The following is a 19,153-nucleotide window of genomic DNA, read 5'->3' on the forward strand; positions in this document are numbered from 1 at the left end:
CAGAGGTCGCCACATCGACAATGCCCTGTCAAGGCGGAAAAGCTGCCTTGACAGGGCATTGTCGATGTGGCAAGGCTTCGCCTGATCAGCGAGACCCTCCCCACCCCCTGCCCTCCGGGAAAGTTTGATCTGATCATTCGGCCGCCGGTTTGTGCTCGGGGGCCGCGCCCGCTTGGCAGTGCGGGGGTTGCTGGTGCGGCGGGCGCTCTTTTCTTTTGGTATCTGCCGGTTTCGCTGGGCTCTCTTGGTGCCTGCCGGTTTGGGCGGTGCTCTCTTGGTCCGCGCCGGTTTCGCTGGGCTCTCTTGGTGCCTGCCGGTTTGGGCGGTGCTCTCTTGGCTCGCGCCGGTTCTCGCTGTGCTCTCTTGGTATCTGCCGGATCGTGGTGGGTCGCCGGGTGTGCTGGCTTCGCTTCGCTCGCTCGTTCTCGGCTTGCGTGTCTGCGGGGCCGGGGATTGTCGGTGTTGGCTGAGAGCATCGATTCGGGGGGTTCTCACTGCCAGGGGACGCCTGCGTGAGCGTGGCCCAGCCCCAGCGAGCGACCGGGTACGTCGACACGCCCGAGTTGTGCCCGATCAGGCACACCCACGCCCGGCCAACCGGCTCCACCCGCGCGAGAAGCGCAAGCGGGTGTGCGGGCACGGGCATCAACCCGCGCAAAGCAGAAGCCGCCGCCGGGCCAAGGCCCAGCGGCGGCTTCCGCGAGCAAGCGGATCAGACGCGCTTGAACAGCAGGGCGCGCTTCACTTCCTGGATCGCCTTCGTCACCTGGATGCCACGAGGGCAGGCGTCGGTGCAGTTGAAGGTGGTGCGGCAACGCCACACGCCGTCGATGTCGTTGAGGATGTCGAGCCGCTCCTCAGCGCCCTCGTCGCGCGAGTCGAAGATGAAGCGGTGTGCGTTGACGATCGCCGCCGGGCCGAAGTAGGAACCCTCGGCCCAGTAGACGGGGCACGACGTGGTGCAGCAGGCGCACAGGATGCACTTGGTCGTGTCGTCGAAGCGCTCGCGGTCGGCTGCCGACTGGATGCGTTCGCGCGTGGGCTCGTTGCCGTAGGTGATGAGGTACGGCTTGACCGCGCGGAAAGCCTCGAAGAACGGCTCCATGTCGACCAGCAGGTCCTTGTTCACCGGCAGGCCCTTGATGGGCTCGATGGTGATCGTGGTCGGCTTGCCCGACGCGGACAGCAGGTCCTTCAGCAGCACCTTGCACGCCAGGCGGTTGACGCCGTTGATGCGCATCGCGTCCGAGCCGCAGATGCCGTGGGCGCAGGATCGGCGGAACGTCAGGGTGCCGTCCACGTACCACTTGACGTAGTGCAGCAGGTTCAGCACGCGGTCGGACGGCAGTGCCGGGATGTCGAACGTGTCCCAGCGCGGCTCGTCGTCGAACTCCGGGTTGAACCGACGGATCTTCACGGTGACCGTGACAGCGCCGTCCGGCACCGGCGGCTGCGCTCCGCGGGAACCGGTAGCAGTTTCGGTAGCGGTCATCAGTACTTGCGCTCCATCGGCTTGTACCGGGTAAAGGTGACGGGCTTGTAGTCCAGCCGGATGTCGGCGGCCAGATCGGTGCCCTGCTTGTAGAACATGCTGTGGCGCATGAAGTTCGTGTCGTCGCGGTTCGGGTAGTCCTCGCGGGCGTGGCCGCCGCGGGACTCCTTGCGCGCGAGTGCGCCGTGCACCAGGACCTCGGCCAGCTCCAGCAGGAAGCCGAGCTCGACGGCCTCCAGCAGGTCCGTGTTGAAGCGCTTGCCCTTGTCCTGCACGGAGATGCGGCCGTAGCGCTCCTTCAGCGCCTGCACGTCGTGCAGCGCCTGCTTGAGCGTGTCCTCGGTGCGGTACACGGACGCGTTGGCGTCCATGGTCGCCTGCAGCTCGGTGCGGATGTCCGCTACGCGCTCGTGGCCGTGCTCGGACTTCACCAGGTCGACCTGCGCCACGACGGAAGCGGCGGGGTTCTCCGGCAGCTCCACGAACTCGTGGTTGACCGCGTACTCGGCGGCGGCGATGCCCGCGCGGCGGCCGAACACGTTGATGTCCAGCAGCGAGTTCGTGCCCAGGCGGTTCGCGCCGTGGACGGACACGCACGCGCACTCGCCGGCCGCGTACAGGCCCGGCACGATGTTGTCGTTGTCCCGCAACACCTCGCCGTGGATGTTGGTCGGGATGCCGCCCATCGCGTAGTGCGCGGTCGGGTACACCGGGACCGGCTCGACGACCGGGTCGACCGCCAGGTAGGTGCGGGCGAACTCGGTGATGTCCGGCAGCTTCGACTCCAGCACCTCGGCGCCGAGGTGCGTGCAGTCGAGCAGCACGTAGTCCTTGTTCGGACCGGCGCCGCGGCCTTCGAGCACCTCGAGCGCCATCGAGCGGGCGACGATGTCGCGCGGCGCGAGGTCCTTGATGGTGGGGGCGTAGCGCTCCATGAACCGCTCACCCGACGCGTTGCGCAGGATCGCGCCCTCGCCGCGGGCACCCTCGGTCAGCAGGATGCCGAGACCGGCCAGACCGGTCGGGTGGAACTGGTAGAACTCCATGTCCTCAAGGGGAAGGCCCTTGCGGAAGATGATGCCCATGCCGTCACCGGTGAGCGTGTGCGCGTTCGACGTGGTCTTGAAGACCTTGCCGAAACCGCCCGTCGCGAACACGACGGACTTCGCCTGGAACACGTGGATCTCGCCGGTCGCGAGCTCGTACGCGACCGCGCCCGTGCAGACCGGGCCGTCCGCGGTCTCGGTGAGGCAGATGTCGAGCACGTAGAACTCGTTGAAGAACTCGATGCCGTGCTTGACGCAGTTCTGGTACAGCGTCTGGAGGATCATGTGACCGGTGCGGTCCGCGGCGTAGCACGCGCGGCGCACGGCGGCTTCACCGTGGTTGCGGGTGTGGCCGCCGAACCGGCGCTGGTCGATCTTGCCCTCGGGCGTCCGGTTGAACGGCAGGCCCATCTTCTCCAGGTCGAGAACGGCGTCGATGGCCTCCTTCGCCATGATCTCGGCGGCGTCCTGGTCGACCAGGTAGTCGCCGCCCTTGATCGTGTCGAAGGTGTGCCACTCCCAGTTGTCCTCCTCGACGTTCGCCAGCGCGGCGCACATGCCGCCCTGCGCGGCGCCCGTGTGGGAACGCGTGGGGTAGAGCTTGGTGAGCACCGCGGTGCGGGCGCGCTGACCGGACTCGATGGCCGCGCGCATCCCGGCGCCGCCGGCACCGATGATCACTACGTCGTACTTGTGGAACTGCATCGTGGTGGCTCCGGTCAGTCGTTCGTGATGTTCGGGTCGAAGGTGAAGATCACGAACGTGCCGAGCGCCAGGATCAGCACCATCGAGACGTACAGCAGGATCTTCAACCAGAACCGGGTGGAGTCCTTGCGGGCGTAGTCGTTGATGACCGTCCGCAGGCCGTTGCCGCCGTGGATCTGCGCGAGCCACAGCATCGACAGATCCCAGAACTGCCAGAACGGCGACGCCCACCGACCGGCCACGAAACCGAAGTTGATCTTGTGAACACCGCCGTCGAGGATGTTCATGATGAACAGGTGGCCGAGCACGAGCACGACCAGCATGAGCCCGGACAGCCGCATGAACAGCCAGCTGTAGAGCTCGCCGTTGCTCCGGCGAGCGGCCGGGCGGCGAGGTGAACGGGGCTTGTCGAGAGCGAGAGACATATCAGTGCCCCAGTTCCGAGATCGTGCGCTCCATCATGAAGTAGAAGCCGGGGATCATCACGACGACCCAGACGGCCACGACGATCCAGAGCATCAGGCGCTGGTACTTCGCGCCCTTCTCCCAGAAGTCGACGAGCATGACCCGGATGCCGTTCAGCGCGTGGTAGAGCACCGCGCCGACGAGGCCGACCTCGAAGAGGTTCACGACCGGGTTCTTGTACGTCTCGATGACCGAGTCGTACGCGTTAGGCGACACCCGCACGAGAGCGGTGTCGAGCACGTGGGTGAACAGGAAGAAGAACGTCAGGACACCGGTGATCCGGTGTGCGACCCAAGACCACATGCCCAGATCGCCGCGATAGAGCGTCCCGCCGCCTCGGGAGGTGCCCGACCGCTCGGATGCGGTGGTGCTGGCCATGTGCCGGCCTCCAACGTCAGTGGTGGACTGGTCGGTCGACTCCGACCATGACCCGGAAATGCTAGTCCCGCATGCTGGGGCCGACCCAATGACCCGCGTCGCTCTGTGATCGACGAGACACGCTGTCGATCCTCCAAGCGGTCTTAACCGATCTAGGAACGAGACCGGGGACACAAAAGAGACGGCGACCGAGACCTCCGCCTTGGTCTCAGCCGCCGTCTTGGCAAGGGCACTTGCCACCCTCTACACGAGGGGCCCGCGGATCCGGTTCGAAGATCCACGAACTTTTTTGGAACTTTCTTTCCAGAAGGCCAGGGCTCCGCCGTGGCCCTGGCCCTCCTGGGCAGGTCACCCCGCCCACACAGGAAACGACGGCCTGACAGAAGTGGTTCGAGGCCCGTCTCAACACGCGCCGGTCATGCCGGATCACTTCGGGTGGCGAAGAGCATCGATCACGTAAACGATTGGGTCACGTGCCGTTGCGCGTGGGGCCGGGCGTGATTACCAGGAGGTACGGTCCACCCCTTGGAACCCGACAGTCCCGGATCCCGATCTGGGGCCGCCGGGGCGACCTTCAGGGAGGAGACGAGCCGTGCGTCGTCGTATGCGTGGCATCGCCGTTGCCGCGATCGCGCTGACCAGCGTGATGTCCATGAGTGCTTGCGCAAAGGACTCGGGAGGCGGCAGCGCCGCTCAGAACAACAGCGGTGGTTCTGGTTGTGAGTACGCAGCCGCACCGCCGGCCGCACCCGCCGCGTCGACCTCCGCCGGTGCCGGCGACAAGGTGGACGGCAGTGCGCTGAAGGTCGGCCTGGCCTACGACATCGGTGGCCGTGGTGACGCTTCCTTCAACGACTCGGCCGCGGCCGGCCTGGACAAGGCCGTCAGCGACCTGGGCGTGAAGAAGGAGAACGTCAAGGAGCTCACCGCCGCGCCGAACGAGGCCGAGGACGCGAAGCAGACCCGTCTGCGCCAGCTCGCGACGGACGGCTACAGCCCGATCATCGCGGTCGGTTTCGCCTACGCGGAGTCGCTCAAGGTCGTCGCCCCGCAGTTCCCGAACGTCAAGTTCGGCCTGATCGACGCGGGTGTCGAGGGTGCGCCGAACGTGACCGCGCTGACCTTCGCCGAGCACGAGGGCTCGTTCCTCGCCGGCGTCATCGCGGCGTACCAGAGCAAGAGCTGCCACGTCGGCTTCGTCGGTGGCGTGGAGATCCCGCTGATCCAGAAGTTCGAGGCGGGCTACTTCCAGGGCGCTAAGGCCGCCGCCCCGAAGATCGAGATCGAGAAGAAGTACCTCACCCCGGCCGGTGACTTCACCGGTTTCCAGGACCCCGCGAAGGGCCAGGAGGCCGCGAAGGGCCAGATCGACAAGAAGGCCGACGTGATCTACCACGCGGCCGGTGCCTCGGGTAAGGGCGTCTTCTCGGCCGCCAAGGAGGCCGGGGTCAAGGCGATCGGCGTCGACTCCGACCAGTACAACCAGGCCACCGTCGCCAACGAGAAGGACGTCATCGTGTCGTCCATGCTCAAGCGCGTCGACGTCGCGGTGTACACCTTCGTCAAGGCCGTCGCGAAGAACGACCTCGCGGCGCTGCCGAAGGTCTTCGACCTCAAGGTGGACGGTGTCGGTTACTCCACCACTGGTGGCAAGATCGACGACAAGCTGAAGGGCATCCTCGAGGGCTACAAGGCCCAGATCATCGAGGGCAAGATCACGGTGAAGGACGCCCCGTAACGCCGGACCGCAGTCCGCACCGGGCCCTGTGAGGATCACCTCACAGGGCCTGGTGCGTGGTAGGAGGAGCCTCGACGATGAGCAGTTCCACGTCCGTGCGCACGGACGCCCCCGCGGTGGTGCTCACCGGCATCACCAAGCGCTTCCCCGGTGTCGTCGCCAACAGCGACGTGCATCTGACGGTGCGGACCGGCGAGGTCCACGCGCTCTGCGGTGAGAACGGCGCGGGCAAGTCGACCCTGATGAAGATCCTCTACGGCATGCAGCCGCCGGACGAGGGCACCATCGAGGTGAACGGCGAGCAGGTCCGCTTCAAGACGCCCGCGGACGCGATCAAGGCCGGTATCGGCATGGTGCACCAGCACTTCATGCTCGCCGACAACCTGACCGTGCAGGAGAACGTCGTGCTCGGCGCCGAGGCGCTGCACGGCATCGGCGCGAAGGCGCGCAGGAAGATCCAGGAGCTCGCCGGCCAGACCGGCCTCAACGTCGACCCCGGTGTGCTCGTCGAGCAGCTGGGCGTCGCGGACCGGCAGCGCGTCGAGATCCTCAAGGTCCTCTTCCGCGGCGCCAAGGTGATCATCCTGGACGAGCCGACCGCCGTGCTCGTGCCGCAGGAGGTCGACGAGCTCTTCGCGACCGTCCGCGGCATGCAGGAGCAGGGCTTCACGTTCCTGTTCATCTCGCACAAGCTCGACGAGGTGCGCGCGATCGCCGACTCCGTCACGGTGATCCGGCGCGGCACCACCGTCGGCACCGCCGACCCGAAGACCGTCAGTTCGCGCCAGCTCGCCGAGATGATGGTCGGCAGCGAGCTGCCCAGCCCGGAGACGCGCACGTCCACGGTCACCGACATCCCGGTGCTGACCGTGTCCGGCCTGGTCCTCTCGGCGCCGGACGGCCGCGCGCTGCTCGACTCGATCGACCTCGTGGTGCACTCCGGCGAGGTCGTCGGCATCGCCGGTGTCGAGGGCAACGGCCAGACCGAGCTCGTCGAGACGGTCATGGGCATGCGCAAGGCCAGCGCGGGCACGGTCACGCTCGGCGACGACGACCTGAGCAAGCTCGGCACGCTGGCCCGTCGCGAGGCGGGCATCGGCTACATCGCCGAGGACCGCCACCGGCACGGCCTGCTGCTCACGCAACCGTTGTGGTTCAACCGGATCCTCGGCTACCAGACGCGCAAGCCCACCGCGAAGGGCGCCTGGCTCGACCGCGAGGGCGCGAAGCGCGACACCGAGCGGATCGTCGAGGAGTTCGACGTCCGCACGCCCGGCATCGACGTGCCCGCCGCCGCGCTGTCCGGCGGCAACCAGCAGAAGCTGGTCGTCGGCCGCGAGCTGGCAGGCGACCCGAAGCTGCTGATCGCGTCGCACCCGACGCGCGGCGTCGACGTCGGCGCGCAGGCGCTGATCTGGGACGAGATCAAGAACGCGCGCGCCCGCGGGCTCGCCGTGCTGCTCATCTCCGCCGACCTGGACGAGCTGATCGGGCTGTCGGACACGATCAAGGTCATGCTCCGCGGCCGCCTGGTGGCGGACGCGGATCCGAGCACGGTCACGCCCGAGGACCTGGGCAGTGCCATGACCGGTGCGGGCAGCACCAGCGCTGCCGTGCATGAGGAAGGCGAGAACTGATGGGAAAGCTGCGCGGCAACCTCCTGCCGCCCGCACTGGCGATCGTCTTCTCGGCGTTGTTGTGCGGCCTCGCGCTGGTGCTGTCCGGCGCGAACCCGTTGAAGGCCTTCGGCGCCATGGTGAACCAGGTCGGCGAAGGCAGCACGGCCGTCGACATCATCAACAGCACGGGCATCTACTACATCGCGGCGCTCGCGGTGGCGATCGGGTTCCAGATGAACCTGTTCAACATCGGTGTCGAGGGCCAGTACCGGATCGCGGCGGTCGTCGCGGCGATCTTCGGCGGCTCGGTCGCGCTGCCGCCCGGCATCCACTCGCTGGCGATCATCATCGTCGCCGCGGTCGCCGGTGCCGCGTGGGCCGCGATCCCGGCGATCCTCAAGGTGACCCGAGGCGTCAACGAGGTCATCTCGACGATCATGATGAACGGCATCGCGCTCGGCGTGGCCGCCTACCTGATCCGGCGGGACGTCTTCGGCGAGCTGCGCGGCAACAACATCCGCACCCCGGAGATCGCCGAGTCGGGCTGGGTGCCCGGCATCCCGTTGGGAGACAACGGAACGCTCTTCGGCCTGGTGTTCCTCGCGATCGCTTTGGGCGTCGGCTACTGGGTCATGATGAACCGCACGCGCTTCGGCTTCGAGCTGCGCGCGTCCGGTGAGTCCGCGACCGCGGCCGCCGCCGGTGGTGTCAACGCCAAGAAGATGATCCTGGTGTCGATGCTGCTGTCCGGCGCGATCGCCGGTCTCGTGTCGATGCCGGAGATCCTCGGCCGCGACCACACCTACAACCTGAACTTCCCAGGTGGCATCGGCTTCTCGGGCATCGCGATCGCGCTGCTCGGCCGCAACCACCCCGCCGGCATCGCGTTCGGCGCGCTGCTGTGGGCGTTCCTGGACAAGTCCGGACTGGCACTGGACAACGTCGGCGTGCCGAGGGAGATCGTGACGATCATGCAGGGAACGATCGTGCTGTCGGTCGTCGTCGCGTACGAGGTGGTGCGCCGCTTCGAGCTCGCGTCCGAGCAGCGCCGCGTCGGCCGTGAGCTCGCTTCCGCGGGAGGTGCGGCATGAGCGTCATGACCAAGCCCGCCGCCGCCACGCCCAAGCGCGGCCGCAAGCTGCCCGGCTGGGCCATCGGCATGCTGGGCGTCGCCGGTGCGATCGCCCTGCTGTCCACGACCTCGTACCTGACGAACTTCCCGCAGCTGACCTCCAGCGGCACCACGCAGACCGCGGTGCGGCTCGCGCTGCCGATCCTGCTCGCCGGTCTCGGCGGTCTGTGGGCGGAACGCGCGGGCGTCGTGAACATCGGCCTCGAAGGCATGATGATCATGGGCACGTGGGGTGCCGCGTGGGCCGGCTACCAGTGGGGTCCTTGGGCCGCCCTGGTCTCCGCGATGGTCTTCGGTGCTCTCGGCGGTCTGCTGCACGCGATCGCGACGGTGACGTTCGGCGTCAACCACATCGTGTCCGGTGTGGCGATCAACCTGCTCGGCGCCGGTGTCACTAAGTACCTGTCGACGCTGCTGTTCTTCCCGGTGTCGCACAACCCGCGCGAGTCGCCGCCGGTGCCGAAGTTCGACACGTACTCGGCGGCCGGGCTCACGGACTGGCTGGCCACGCTGGAGAACGAGCAGCGGGTCGTGCTGTCCGACGTCGCCGGCATCCTGCGCGGTCTGCTCACCGGTGTCTCGCCGCTGACGATGATCGCGATCCTGCTCGTGCCCGCGTCGTACCTGGTGCTGTGGAAGACCAGGTTCGGCCTGCGGCTGCGGTCGTGCGGTGAGAACCCGTGGGCGGCCGAGTCGCTCGGCGTGAACGTGTACGTGCACAAGTACATCGCCGTCATCGCGTCCGGCGCGCTCGCCGGCATCGGTGGTGCCGCGCTGGTGCTCAACCCCGGCCAGCCCGGCTACCTCGAGGGCCAGACCGGTGGTCGCGGCTTCATCGGCCTCGCCGCGATGATCTTCGGCAACTGGCGGCCGGGTGGCCTGCTCGGTGGTGCGGCGCTGTTCGGCTACGCCGACGGCCTGCAGCTGCGTTCCGGCGGCGAAACCGTGCTGGCGCTGCTGTACGGCGCGGTGATCCTGCTCGGCGTGCTCGTGATCCTGCAGCTGGTGCGCCGCAAGTGGTTCGCGGCGGCGTTCGGGATCGCGGCGGCCGTGGTGCTGTACTTCCTGTACTACAGCCTCGACGAGATCCCGTCCGAGCTCACGTCGTACGCGCCGCACATGGTGACGCTCGTCGTGCTGGCGGTCGCGTCCCAACGGCTGCGCATGCCCGCGGCCGACGGTGTGGTGTACCGCCGTGGTTGAGGTTGACTGGGAGCTGCTCCGGGAACGGGCGGTGGCAGCGGCGCAGCTGGCCCACTGCCCGTACTCGGGGCTCCAGGTCGGTTCGGCCGCGCTGTGCGACGACGGCCGGATCGTCGTCGGCTGCAACGTGGAGAACGCGGCGTACGGCGTGGGTCTGTGCGCCGAGTGCACGATGGCCGGCCAGCTGCGGCTGACCGGCGGCGGCCGCTTCGTCGCGGTCGCCTGCCGCTCCGGCGCCGGCGAGCTGTTGATGCCGTGCGGCCGGTGCCGTCAGGTGCTGTACGAGCTCGGCGGTTCCTCCTGCCTGGTCGACACCCCGCGCGGTGTGTTGCCCATGTCGGAGGTGCTGCCGGACGCGTTCGGACCGGAGGACCTGCCATGAGCACGCGCCGACGTGCGTTTCCCAGCGGAGGCGCCATGCAACACAGTGCTGTGGACGTGATCCGCACCAAGCGCGATGGTCACGTGCTTTCCGATGAGCAGATCGACTGGGTGATCGACGCCTACACGCACGGCGTCGTCGCGGACGAGCAGATGTCCGCGCTCGCGATGGCGATCTTCCTGAACGGCATGACACCCGCGGAGACCGCTCGCTGGACCCGAGCGATGATCTCGTCGGGGGAGCGCCTGTCGCTGGACGTGTCCCGGCCGACCGTGGACAAGCACTCGACGGGCGGTGTCGGCGACAAGATCACGCTGCCGCTGGCTCCGCTGGTCGCGGCCTGCGGTGCCGCCGTGCCGCAGCTCTCCGGACGCGGTCTAGGGCACACCGGCGGAACCCTGGACAAGCTGGAGTCCATTCCGGGCTGGCGCGCCGCACTGTCCACTTCGGAGATTCTCGAGCAGCTTTCTTCGGTCGGTGCGGTCATTTGCGCCGCCACCGCGGGGCTGGCTCCCGCGGACCGCAAGCTCTACGCGTTGCGCGACGTCACCTCGACGGTCGAGGCGATTCCGCTGATCGCTTCCTCGATCATGTCGAAGAAGATCGCCGAGGGTGCTTCTTCACTGGTGTTGGACGTCAAGGTCGGCTCGGGCGCGTTCATGAAGTCCGTGGACGACGCGCGGGCGCTGGCGACCGCGCTGGTGTCGATCGGCGTGGATCACGGCGTGCGCATCTCCGCGATGCTGACGGACATGTCCGTGCCGCTCGGCCGTGCGGTCGGCAACGCGGTCGAGGTGGCCGAGTCCGTCGACGTGCTGCGCGGCGGTGGTCCGTCCGACGTGGTCGAGCTGACCGTGGCGCTGGCCCGCGAGATGCTGTCGCTGGCGGGTATCTCCGCCGATCCCGCCGCGGTGCTCGCGTCCGGTGAGGCCTACGAGACGTGGGCGCGGATGATCCGCGCGCAAGGTGGTGACCCCGAGGCTCCGCTTCCCGTTGGGACGCACAAGCACGTGGTGACCGCGCCTGCTTCCGGTGTTCTGTCCACTTTGGACGCCTACGCGGTGGGGGTTGCGGCGTGGCGGCTCGGTGCGGGGCGGGCTCGCAAGGAGGATCCGGTGCAGGCGGGTGCGGGCATCCTGTGCCTGGCCAAACCCGGTGACACCGTTGTTGAGGGGCAGCCGTTGCTCGAGCTGCACACCGACACGCCTGACGCGGTCGTCGGTGCGCTGCAGGCGTTGGAGGGCGGGTACGCGATCGGCGACTCCGCTCCCGAGCGCATGCCGCTGGTCATCGACACCATCCGGGGCTGAGCGGGGCATCGCTTCGCAGGGTCCCCGCCTAGGGGTCCCCTGATTTGATTTTCCTAGCCAGCACCGACAGTTTCGGTGCCTCAGCTGCAGGTAAGACCCAAATCAACGCCGAAGGGCGCCTCCCCGGACTTCCGGGAGGCGCCCTTCGGCGTGTGCGAACGATCAGGCGCCCTCGGCGGCCATGTCGTCGTCGTCCACGTGCTCCTTGCCCGCGGGCTTGGGGCCGTTCTTGCGGGTGCGGCGCTGCGGACGGGGCAGCGCGGTGGGCGGCGGGGGCGGGGTCGGCGAGCCGCCGCCGAGGATGAGCTCGGCGAAGGTGGCCATGGCCTCGTCCAGCTGTCCGCCGATGCGGAGCTCGGACTCCTGGTTGCTCTTGCGCACCAGCGACTGCAGCGCGTCCGCGTCCGGGCGGGCGCCCACGGTCTCGGAGACCTTGGTGAGGCCGGCGTCGACGGTGCCGCCCAGCTCGGCGATGCGAGCGGAGAAGTCGTCCTCGACCTTGTCCAGGCGGTCCGTCATGCCGTCGAGGCGCGACGTGACCTGCTCGAGGCGCTGAGCCAGTGCCTCGAGGCGGTCGGCCGCGTCGACCTGGTCGCGGGACTGCTCGATCGCCGCGTACAGGGCGGTGCGGGCCTCGTCCAGCTTGCCGGTGACCTCGGTGCGGTTGTCGGCGACGACGGACGTCAGCTGCTCGCGGGTGTCGGCGACCGCCGAGGTCAGCTGCTCACGGCTGTCGTTGACGGCCGCGGCGATCTGCTGGCGGGAGTCGGTGAGCGCGGACGACAGCTGGTCGCGGCTCTCGGCCACGGCGGACGCGATGGTCTCGCGGCTCTCGGCGACCGCGGACGAGACGTGCTCGCGGGTCGCGGCCAGCGAGTCGCGGTTCTCGTCCATGCGGCCGTGCAGGCCGGCGAAGGAGTCGTTGAGCGACTTCTGCAGCGCCTCGCGGGTGCCGTCGAGGTGCTCGTGCACGCCCTCGTCCACCTCGTCGAGACGGCCGCGCAGGGCGGCTTCCAGCGCCTCGATGCGCTCGCGCAGCGGCGCGGTGACGAGGCCGGGGATCTGGTCGACCTTGCCGTCCTGCTTGTCCAGGTGCAGGTCGAGGTCGTCGATGCGCTTGTGGATGTGGGACAGCTTGTCCTCGAGGCCGTCCATGCGACCCGCGACGCCTTCGAAGCGACCGGCGACACCGTCGAGGCGGCCGTCGAGCTGTGCGAAGGGCTTGGCGAGCTTGTCGACGAGACCGTCGACCGCGCGACCGATGTCCTGGACTGCGTTGTCCTGCGCCTCCAGCTTGGCGAGTGCCTCGTCAAGCCTCTCCGCCAGCACGCTGACCTCGGTGCGGTCCGGCAGCTCCGACAGGCGCTTGCGAACCGACCCCAGCGACTCCAGCGGGGACATTCGCGCGTGGATCTCGTCCAGTGCGTCGAAAATCTGCTGCTGCTCGCTCTCACGAATCTCCGCGGCACGCGTGAGCATGTTGCGCATGCGATCGAAGGACATCGTGGAGTTGTTGTTCTCTGTCACGGCTGAGTGCCTTCGTCCAGGGGAGGGGGAGACCACGGGAGCCTATCCGCGTCGGAGGACGTGTCAGTACCACCCCCGGTAGGAAACCGCCGGGTGCGGACAGGTGCCTAGCCCGATCAGGCTACAGGGTTGGTCCGTACGCCTCGGTAACACGGCGGAAGCGCGCAGTCGCGTGGGGTGAAGTTCCTACTTCGGGGTGACTAAAGCCTCGCAATTGGTCGCACAAAGTTGCTCATCACGAGTCGGCAACATGTGTGCCGATGCAATTGATCTTAGCGCAACCAAGATCAATTCACTCCGACAGGACCCGGTGTGTCGCCAGGTATAACGTGTCTCCATGTCCACGCCCCTTACCTCGGAGACCATCCGCAGCGCTCCGAAGGTCCTGCTGCACGACCACCTCGACGGTGGACTCCGCCCGCAGACGGTGATCGACCTCGCCGAAGCGTCCGGCTACCGCGGCCTGTCCACCACCGACGCGGGTGAGCTCGGCATCTGGTTCCGCGACAACGCCAACTCCGGCTCGCTGGTCCGCTACCTCGAGGGCTTCGCCCACACGTGCGGCGTGATGCAGGACGAGGCCGCGCTCGTCCGCGTCGCCGCGGAGGCCGTCGAAGACCTGGCTCTCGACGGTGTCGTCTACGCCGAGGTGCGCTACGCGCCTGAGCTGTTCACCGAGCGCGGGCTCACGCTCGAGCAGATCGTCGAGGCCGTGCAGGAGGGCTTCCGCGTCGGCGTCGACCGCGTGGCCCAGACCGGTCGCCGGATCCGCATCGGCACGCTGCTCTGCGCGATGCGCCAGAACGAGGGCTGGCTGCGCATCGCCGAGCTGGCCGTCCGCTACCGCGACCTGGGCGTCGTCGGGTTCGACATCGCGGGCCCCGAGGCCGGGTTCCCGCCCACCCGCGGCCTGGACACGTTCGAGTACCTGCGCCAGCAGAACGCGCACTTCACCATCCACGCGGGCGAGGCGTTCGGCCTGCCGTCCATCTGGGAGGCGATCCAGCACTGCGGCGCCGAGCGGCTCGGGCACGGCGTGCGGATCGTCGACGACATCAAGGTGTCCGGCGACGGGACCGTCCAGCTGGGGCGGTTGGCGTCCTACGTGCGCGACCGGCGGATCCCGCTGGAGATGTGCCCGACGTCCAACCTGCAGACCGGTGCGGCCACGTCCATCGCCGAGCACCCGATCGGGCTGCTGGCCAAGCTGCGCTTCCGGGTCACGGTCAACACCGACAACCGGCTGATGTCCTACTGCACGCTGTCCTCGGAGTTCGAGCGGCTCGTCGAGACGTTCGGCTACGGGTGGACGGACCTGCAGTGGTTCACGGTCAACGCGATGAAGTCCGCGTTCATCGGGTTCGACGAGCGGCTGTCGATCATCAACGAGCTGATCAAGCCGGGCTACGCCTCCTTCACCTCGTGAGGCGGGCGGAGCGGGCCATCCGGCGAGCGGGTGGCCCGCCCGCGATCAGAACTCGGTGATCGGCGCGCCCGAGTAGAACTGGCCGTTCGAATAGATCGCCATGGACGTGAATTCCGCGTTCGCCGCGAAACCGTTGCCTGAATCCAGTGAGCAGCCGGTCGGGATGGTGAACGCCTCCACCGCGGGCGGCGAGATCGTCACGCCGTCCATCTCGGTCGTGCACGGAACGCCGTTCACGAAGATGACGATCTGGTAGTCGTCGGGGTCGGAGCTGGCGAACCCGTCCGTGAAGGTGCCGGACAGTCGCATGCCCAGCAGGGGCACGTTCGTCCAGACGACCTCGCCGACGGCGCCTTGGGTGAAGGTCGCGGACCCCACCGTGCTCGCGGAGGCGGGCGCGGCGAGCGCCACCGAAAGCGAGCCGGCTACACAAATGGCCGAAAAGAATACGAGCGTTCTTCGAACTGATCGGCTCATGTTCATTGAAAAAGAATAGGAGCCCGCGGCGATTCGCCGCGGGCTCCTGTTAATTCTGATAATCAGTGCGTGGTCAGGCGGTCCTCGAAGGTGGCCGTCAGCGTGCGGAACGCGGTCACCTCGGCGTCGAACGGGGCCGACGGTGCGAGACGCGTGGGGTCCGGCCGCAGCACGAACGACACCAGCCAGCCGAGCGACTCCGACGACACCAGCGCGTCCTTGACCGACTCGTCCTCGGCCCACTCGGCGGCGTCCTCGAGCAGCTCGACGACGAGGTCGAGCTGGGTCGGGTCGATCGCGTCCGGGCCCTCCTCGATGTCCTCGGCGAGGCCGAGCAGCACGTAGACGTTGTCGTCGTCGACCTCGACGTCCAGCTCACCGGCGGTGGCCTTGACCTTGACGTCGTTCCACGTCGTGACCTCGGCGAGGTCGTGGTCGTCGGTCTCCACCAGGTAGCGCGCCAGCGCGCGCGGCGAGGTGAACACGTCGATCTTGCCGCGGTGCCCGAGGAACAGCGGCTTGTCGTCGAGGTAGCAGCGCAGCGTGTAGAGCTCGCCGGTGCTCGTGATGATCTTGATGGGGTCGATGCCCGCCTCGGCCCAGAAACCGGTCGGCGCGGCCGCGTCCTCGGAGTCGTCGTCGGACGCCGTGTCGTCGGCGACCGCGGCCTCGAGCTCGGCCAGCTCCTCCTGCGCGACGGCGAGCGCCTTCTCGTCGACCTCGGGGGTGTTGACCACCTCGTCGATCGCGTCCAGCACCTCGTCCCACTTCTCGGAGACGACGGCGGACAGCTCGTTCCACAGCGCCACGCCCTCGCGGCCGGTGAACGGCAGCGTGCCCTGCGGCAGCAGCGCGAAGCCCTCCGCCGAGTCGAGCACCTCGTGGACCTTCTCGAGCTCGCACACGTCCGCCAGCGACCGCACGATGGCGATCACGTCGGCCAGCTCGCCGATCACCCAGGTGTCGGGCTCCTCCGCGACCAGCTCGGGGACGCCGACCAGGTCGAACTGGTGGTTGTCGTCCGGCGAGAGGTCGCCGACGCCCAGGCCGGGCACCACGTGCCACGCCGGGTGGTCGGTGAGGTCGTGCTCCTCGGCGGTGCGCACGAAAGCGGCGAGGTTCGCGGCGTCGGGGAAGACGAACAACGCCTCCTCGTCACCGAGGAACGCCTCCCACTCCTCGCCTTCCTCCCGCCAGCGGGGTGCCCACAGGGTGACCACGTCACCCTGCGTCAGTCCCAGCTCGATCGGGACGATGTCCTGCGCCATCCTGACCTCCCGGTCACGCCTGTAGATGTGCGTTCCGCAGCCTAACGGTGCCAGCGATCACCGACGGCCGAAGGGGTCTTGGAAGAACGCGTCCTCGTCATCGTCGTCCACCGCCTGCCGGGGGCGACGGGCAGGGGTCGGTGGCGGCGGTGCGGGTGCCGCGACCGGTGCGACCACCGGCGGACCGGCCCGGAACGGCGCGTCGCCCGCGATGCCCTCGACGACCATCGCCACGCCGTCACCCAGCGACTTCGCGATCTCGTTGAAGCTCGTCTGCACGGCCGCGGACGTCGCGAGCCGCGCGGTCTCCGCGACGACCTGGCCGACCGCGACGTGTCCCTGGTTCAGCAGCGCCGGGTGCAGGTACACCGCCCGCAGCTCGCCGCGTGCGGTCGCGTGCACGGTCGCCAGCCCCGACGGGTGCTCGGCGACGCCGACCGTCGACGCGAGCACCTGCTGGAGCTTCGCGGTCTCCTGGAGACGTTCCTCGCTCACCACGACTGACCTCCCGGCTCGAACCCGAGCGCGGACAGCTGGTTCGGCGGTACGACCTGCCCGAGCGTGCGGTGCAGCTGCGCGGCCGCGTCACGCGACGCCGCCGCGGCGACGCGCACGATCTCGTCGCCCAGCGCGGACGGGCCCATCCGCAGCGCGGCCGGTGACACCTGGATCGACTGCGGCGCACCGCCCGCTGGCACCACGACCGTCACCGCACCGTCCGAAGAGGACGCCCGGCCCAGCACGGGACCGGTGCGCGCCACCAGGTCGGACACCTGGTTCTCGACGAAGGCCACCTGCTCGGCGGCGCGTTCGACTTCGTTGCTCATCCGCTAGCTCACCCCGTCGGCCGGTAGAAGCCCATGAAACCCATGCCGCAGTTCGAGGTGCGGATGGGGTTGACCTGAACCGGGTCGCCAGCCTCGACCATCTGCCCGTTGCCGATGACCATCGCGACGTGGCCGTCCCACACCACGAGGTCGCCGGGCAGCAGCTGGTTCTGCGGCACGGACGCGCCCATCGCCTGCGACGAAGCCGGGCGCGGGATGTCGAAGCCGGCACCCTTGTAGGCCCACTGCGTCAGGCCGCTGCAGTCCGTGCCCTGCGGCGGGTTCGCGCCGCCCCACACGTACGGCGTGCCGAGCGCGGACAGCGCCTGGCGCACGGCCTGCGCGGCGGTCTCGTTCGGCGCCTCGGCGCTCGACCCGTCCGGCAGGTTCACGCCGACGCCGGTGCCGGGCTGCAGCGGGATCGCCTGCGGGAGCCGCGGTCCGGACGCACCGCCACCGCCTCCGCCGCCTCCACCACCGCCGCCGGAACCGCCTCCGCCGCCACCACCGCTGCCGCCTCCGGACGATCCGCCGGAGGAGCCGTTGCCGCCGGTGTCCGGCGGGCTCTTCGGGTCCTTGCCGTCGGCTCCGGAGATCGACGTCGTGTCGTCGCCACCGCCCAGCGGTTCGTCGAGGCCCTTGACCTCGGGCTTCTGCAGCCCGTTCAGCTGGCCGACGAGCTGGGACAGCTGGTCGCGCACCTTCTGGATCTCGGTGTCCGTGCGGGACGTGTACTCGTCGGCCTTGCCGGACAGCTCGGCCAGCACGGCGAGCACGACGCCGATGCCACCGATCGCGCCCAGTGCCATCGCGGCGGCGAGCCGGGGCGTCGCGTAGCCGACGAACTCGTCGATCAGGCCCTGGATGGCGGTGCGTCCGCCGGTCACCGCAGACACCCCGGTCGAGGCGGCGGTCTGCGCCGTGGAACTGTTGGTGGCCAACGTCTTCACCGCGCCGGAGAAGGCGGCCACCCGGCCCTGGAACGAGGTCGCCCGGTCGCCGTACCAGTTCGCCATGGCGGCGTTGGCGGCGCCGGTGTGCCTGCCTTCGAGGTCGGTCAGCGCCGTGTTGGCCTTGCCGAACGAGTCGGCGGCGCGTGTGGCGCTGCCGGTGTCACCGTCGAGCTTGGCCAGGTTCTCCTTCATCGGGGCGATCAGGCCACCGATGAAGCCCGCGACATCTCCGCTCACGGAAGTGCTTCCCCCTGCTGTCAGACCTGGTACGTGCGCTCGAGCGACGCCTTGGTGGCTTCCTCGCCCGCGATGTAGGCCTCGCGGGCCTTCGCGACGGCGGTGCCGAGCCCGGCGAGCCCGTTCGACGCCTCGCGGAGGCCGTCCAGCTGCCGCTGCGCGGCCTGCTGGAACGCGGCGTTGAGCCCGACCTCGTTGCCGATCTTGCCGAACGCGTCGCCCGGCAGCGACGTGACGCCGTTGAGCGTCGCCGTGCCGACGGAGCCGACCTCGCTCGACAACCCGCTCGCCGCGGACGCGTAGGCGGTCAACGCGTCGAGGTCGACCTTGACACCCTTGGCGGTCATCGCTTCCCCCTCGTGTTCACCAGAGATCCTGCCCCGATGAGCGGTACCTCGCCCGTCTTTCCCACAAGATCATGGAACCGTGGGTGTGATCGAGCACTGGAACCGGATCCTGGCATGGCTGGCGGAGCACGCGCCGACCACGCGGGCCGCGCTCCGTCCGGGATCTGACGCACGGCCGGACCTGGAGGTTCCCGCCGAGCTGGGCCAGTGGTGGAGCGTCTTCGGCGGCACCGGGGAGCACACGTTCGCGGAGATCCTGCCGCCCTTCTACACACCCATCGGCCCCGAGCGCGCGCTGTCGCTGCGCGAGCGCAACAGCGCGTTCTTCACGACCCTGCCCGGCGAGGCGGGCGCGCCGGTGTCGGGGTTCCACCCGGACTGGCTGCCGATCGCGACCGACGGCACCGGTGACGTGCTGGCACTCGACCTGCGGCCGGGCGTGCTGCGCGGCTGCGTCGTCGAGTGGGATCGCGAGCGCCGCGAGATGGTCAAGCCGGAGTGGCCGGGCCTGGTGGAGATGTTCGACCAGGTCGCGACGGCACTGGAGACCGTGTCGAGGCTCGGTCACTGCCAGCCCGTGGTCAACTCGGCGGGCGAGCTCAGCTGGTTCACCGACTAGGT

At 68.8% G+C, this 19,153-nt stretch carries 19 protein-coding genes; 8 read left to right on the forward strand and 11 right to left on the reverse strand.

Going from position 1 to position 19,153, the window contains the following annotated elements:
• Positions 1 to 712 precede the first annotated feature (712 nt).
• The 4 genes from FKR81_RS28485 to sdhC are packed head-to-tail and all read right to left on the reverse strand — an operon-like array spanning position 713 to position 4,086.
• Complete coding sequence (locus tag FKR81_RS28485) at positions 713 to 1,492, reverse strand: succinate dehydrogenase iron-sulfur subunit (protein WP_146356359.1); 780 nt, start codon at positions 1,490 to 1,492, stop codon at positions 713 to 715.
• Positions 1,492 to 3,243 (reverse strand): succinate dehydrogenase flavoprotein subunit, encoded by a 1,752-nt coding sequence (gene sdhA, locus FKR81_RS28490; protein ID WP_146356361.1) that lies wholly within the window; start codon positions 3,241 to 3,243, stop codon positions 1,492 to 1,494. Before sdhA ends, FKR81_RS28485 begins: the two co-directional genes overlap by 1 nt.
• Before the next feature lie 14 nt (positions 3,244 to 3,257).
• Positions 3,258 to 3,668 carry a succinate dehydrogenase hydrophobic membrane anchor subunit gene (locus FKR81_RS28495; protein ID WP_146356363.1) on the reverse strand — a complete coding sequence of 137 codons (411 nt, stop codon included), beginning with the start codon at positions 3,666 to 3,668 and terminating at the stop codon, positions 3,258 to 3,260.
• A 1-nt stretch (position 3,669) separates the two neighbouring features.
• Positions 3,670 to 4,086, reverse strand: a complete 417-nt coding sequence (gene sdhC / locus FKR81_RS28500) for a succinate dehydrogenase, cytochrome b556 subunit (protein ID WP_146356365.1) — start codon at positions 4,084 to 4,086, stop codon at positions 3,670 to 3,672.
• A gap of 604 nt (positions 4,087 to 4,690) precedes the next feature.
• On the opposite strand from sdhC, the gene FKR81_RS28505 reads away from it, so the two are divergent.
• From FKR81_RS28505 to FKR81_RS28530, 6 genes are all read left to right on the forward strand, one after another.
• Entirely contained in the window at positions 4,691 to 5,824 is a 1,134-nt protein-coding gene (locus FKR81_RS28505; RefSeq protein WP_146356625.1) for a BMP family lipoprotein, read from the forward strand.
• Between the two features lie 77 nt (positions 5,825 to 5,901).
• Positions 5,902 to 7,461 carry an ABC transporter ATP-binding protein gene (locus FKR81_RS28510; RefSeq protein ID WP_146356367.1) on the forward strand — a complete coding sequence of 520 codons (1,560 nt, stop codon included), beginning with the start codon at positions 5,902 to 5,904 and terminating at the stop codon, positions 7,459 to 7,461.
• Complete coding sequence (locus FKR81_RS28515) at positions 7,461 to 8,534, forward strand: ABC transporter permease (RefSeq protein ID WP_146356369.1); 1,074 nt, start codon at positions 7,461 to 7,463, stop codon at positions 8,532 to 8,534. Before FKR81_RS28510 ends, FKR81_RS28515 begins: the two co-directional genes overlap by 1 nt.
• A complete protein-coding gene (locus tag FKR81_RS28520; RefSeq protein ID WP_146356371.1) occupies positions 8,531 to 9,778 on the forward strand; it encodes an ABC transporter permease in 1,248 nt (415 codons plus the stop codon). Before FKR81_RS28515 ends, FKR81_RS28520 begins: the two co-directional genes overlap by 4 nt.
• Positions 9,771 to 10,160 carry a cytidine deaminase gene (locus FKR81_RS28525; RefSeq protein ID WP_146356373.1) on the forward strand — a complete coding sequence of 130 codons (390 nt, stop codon included), beginning with the start codon at positions 9,771 to 9,773 and terminating at the stop codon, positions 10,158 to 10,160. The genes FKR81_RS28520 and FKR81_RS28525 overlap by 8 nt, the downstream gene beginning before the upstream one ends.
• A gap of 35 nt (positions 10,161 to 10,195) precedes the next feature.
• Positions 10,196 to 11,470 carry a thymidine phosphorylase gene (locus FKR81_RS28530; RefSeq protein ID WP_146356375.1) on the forward strand — a complete coding sequence of 425 codons (1,275 nt, stop codon included), beginning with the start codon at positions 10,196 to 10,198 and terminating at the stop codon, positions 11,468 to 11,470.
• 162 nt (positions 11,471 to 11,632) lie between these two features.
• Here the strand turns inward: FKR81_RS28530 and FKR81_RS28535 are convergent, their stop codons facing one another.
• On the reverse strand, positions 11,633 to 12,973 hold the full coding sequence (locus FKR81_RS28535; protein WP_235921826.1) for a coiled-coil domain-containing protein: 1,341 nt from the start codon (positions 12,971 to 12,973) through the stop codon (positions 11,633 to 11,635).
• A gap of 361 nt (positions 12,974 to 13,334) precedes the next feature.
• On the opposite strand from FKR81_RS28535, the gene FKR81_RS28540 reads away from it, so the two are divergent.
• Entirely contained in the window at positions 13,335 to 14,423 is a 1,089-nt protein-coding gene (locus FKR81_RS28540; RefSeq protein ID WP_146356380.1) for an adenosine deaminase, read from the forward strand.
• 45 nt (positions 14,424 to 14,468) lie between these two features.
• On the opposite strand, the gene FKR81_RS28545 is transcribed toward FKR81_RS28540, so the two are convergent.
• From FKR81_RS28545 to FKR81_RS28570, 6 genes are read right to left on the reverse strand one after another with little or no spacing between them, the layout of a single operon-like run.
• Positions 14,469 to 14,906 carry a hypothetical protein gene (locus FKR81_RS28545; protein ID WP_146356382.1) on the reverse strand — a complete coding sequence of 146 codons (438 nt, stop codon included), beginning with the start codon at positions 14,904 to 14,906 and terminating at the stop codon, positions 14,469 to 14,471.
• Between the two features lie 56 nt (positions 14,907 to 14,962).
• Positions 14,963 to 16,168, reverse strand: coding sequence for a primosomal protein (locus tag FKR81_RS28550; protein WP_146356384.1), 1,206 nt, complete (start codon positions 16,166 to 16,168; stop codon positions 14,963 to 14,965).
• A 57-nt stretch (positions 16,169 to 16,225) separates the two neighbouring features.
• A complete protein-coding gene (locus FKR81_RS28555; protein WP_146356386.1) occupies positions 16,226 to 16,663 on the reverse strand; it encodes a YbaB/EbfC family nucleoid-associated protein in 438 nt (145 codons plus the stop codon).
• The gene (locus tag FKR81_RS28560; RefSeq protein WP_146356388.1) at positions 16,660 to 16,995 is read right to left on the reverse strand and encodes a YbaB/EbfC family nucleoid-associated protein; all 336 of its coding nucleotides are present in this window, start codon (positions 16,993 to 16,995) and stop codon (positions 16,660 to 16,662) included. Before FKR81_RS28560 ends, FKR81_RS28555 begins: the two co-directional genes overlap by 4 nt.
• A gap of 8 nt (positions 16,996 to 17,003) precedes the next feature.
• Entirely contained in the window at positions 17,004 to 18,185 is a 1,182-nt protein-coding gene (locus tag FKR81_RS28565) for a C40 family peptidase (protein WP_235921827.1), read from the reverse strand.
• A gap of 20 nt (positions 18,186 to 18,205) precedes the next feature.
• A complete protein-coding gene (locus FKR81_RS28570; protein ID WP_146356390.1) occupies positions 18,206 to 18,532 on the reverse strand; it encodes a hypothetical protein in 327 nt (108 codons plus the stop codon).
• Positions 18,533 to 18,611: 79 nt separating this feature from the next.
• Here FKR81_RS28570 and FKR81_RS28575 point away from each other — a divergent pair, with 79 nt between their 5' ends.
• Positions 18,612 to 19,151 (forward strand): SMI1/KNR4 family protein, encoded by a 540-nt coding sequence (locus FKR81_RS28575; RefSeq protein ID WP_146356392.1) that lies wholly within the window; start codon positions 18,612 to 18,614, stop codon positions 19,149 to 19,151.
• Positions 19,152 to 19,153: the final 2 nt, after the last annotated feature.

Source organism: Lentzea tibetensis (genome assembly GCF_007845675.1).
Lineage (GTDB): Bacteria > Actinomycetota > Actinomycetes > Mycobacteriales > Pseudonocardiaceae > Lentzea > Lentzea tibetensis.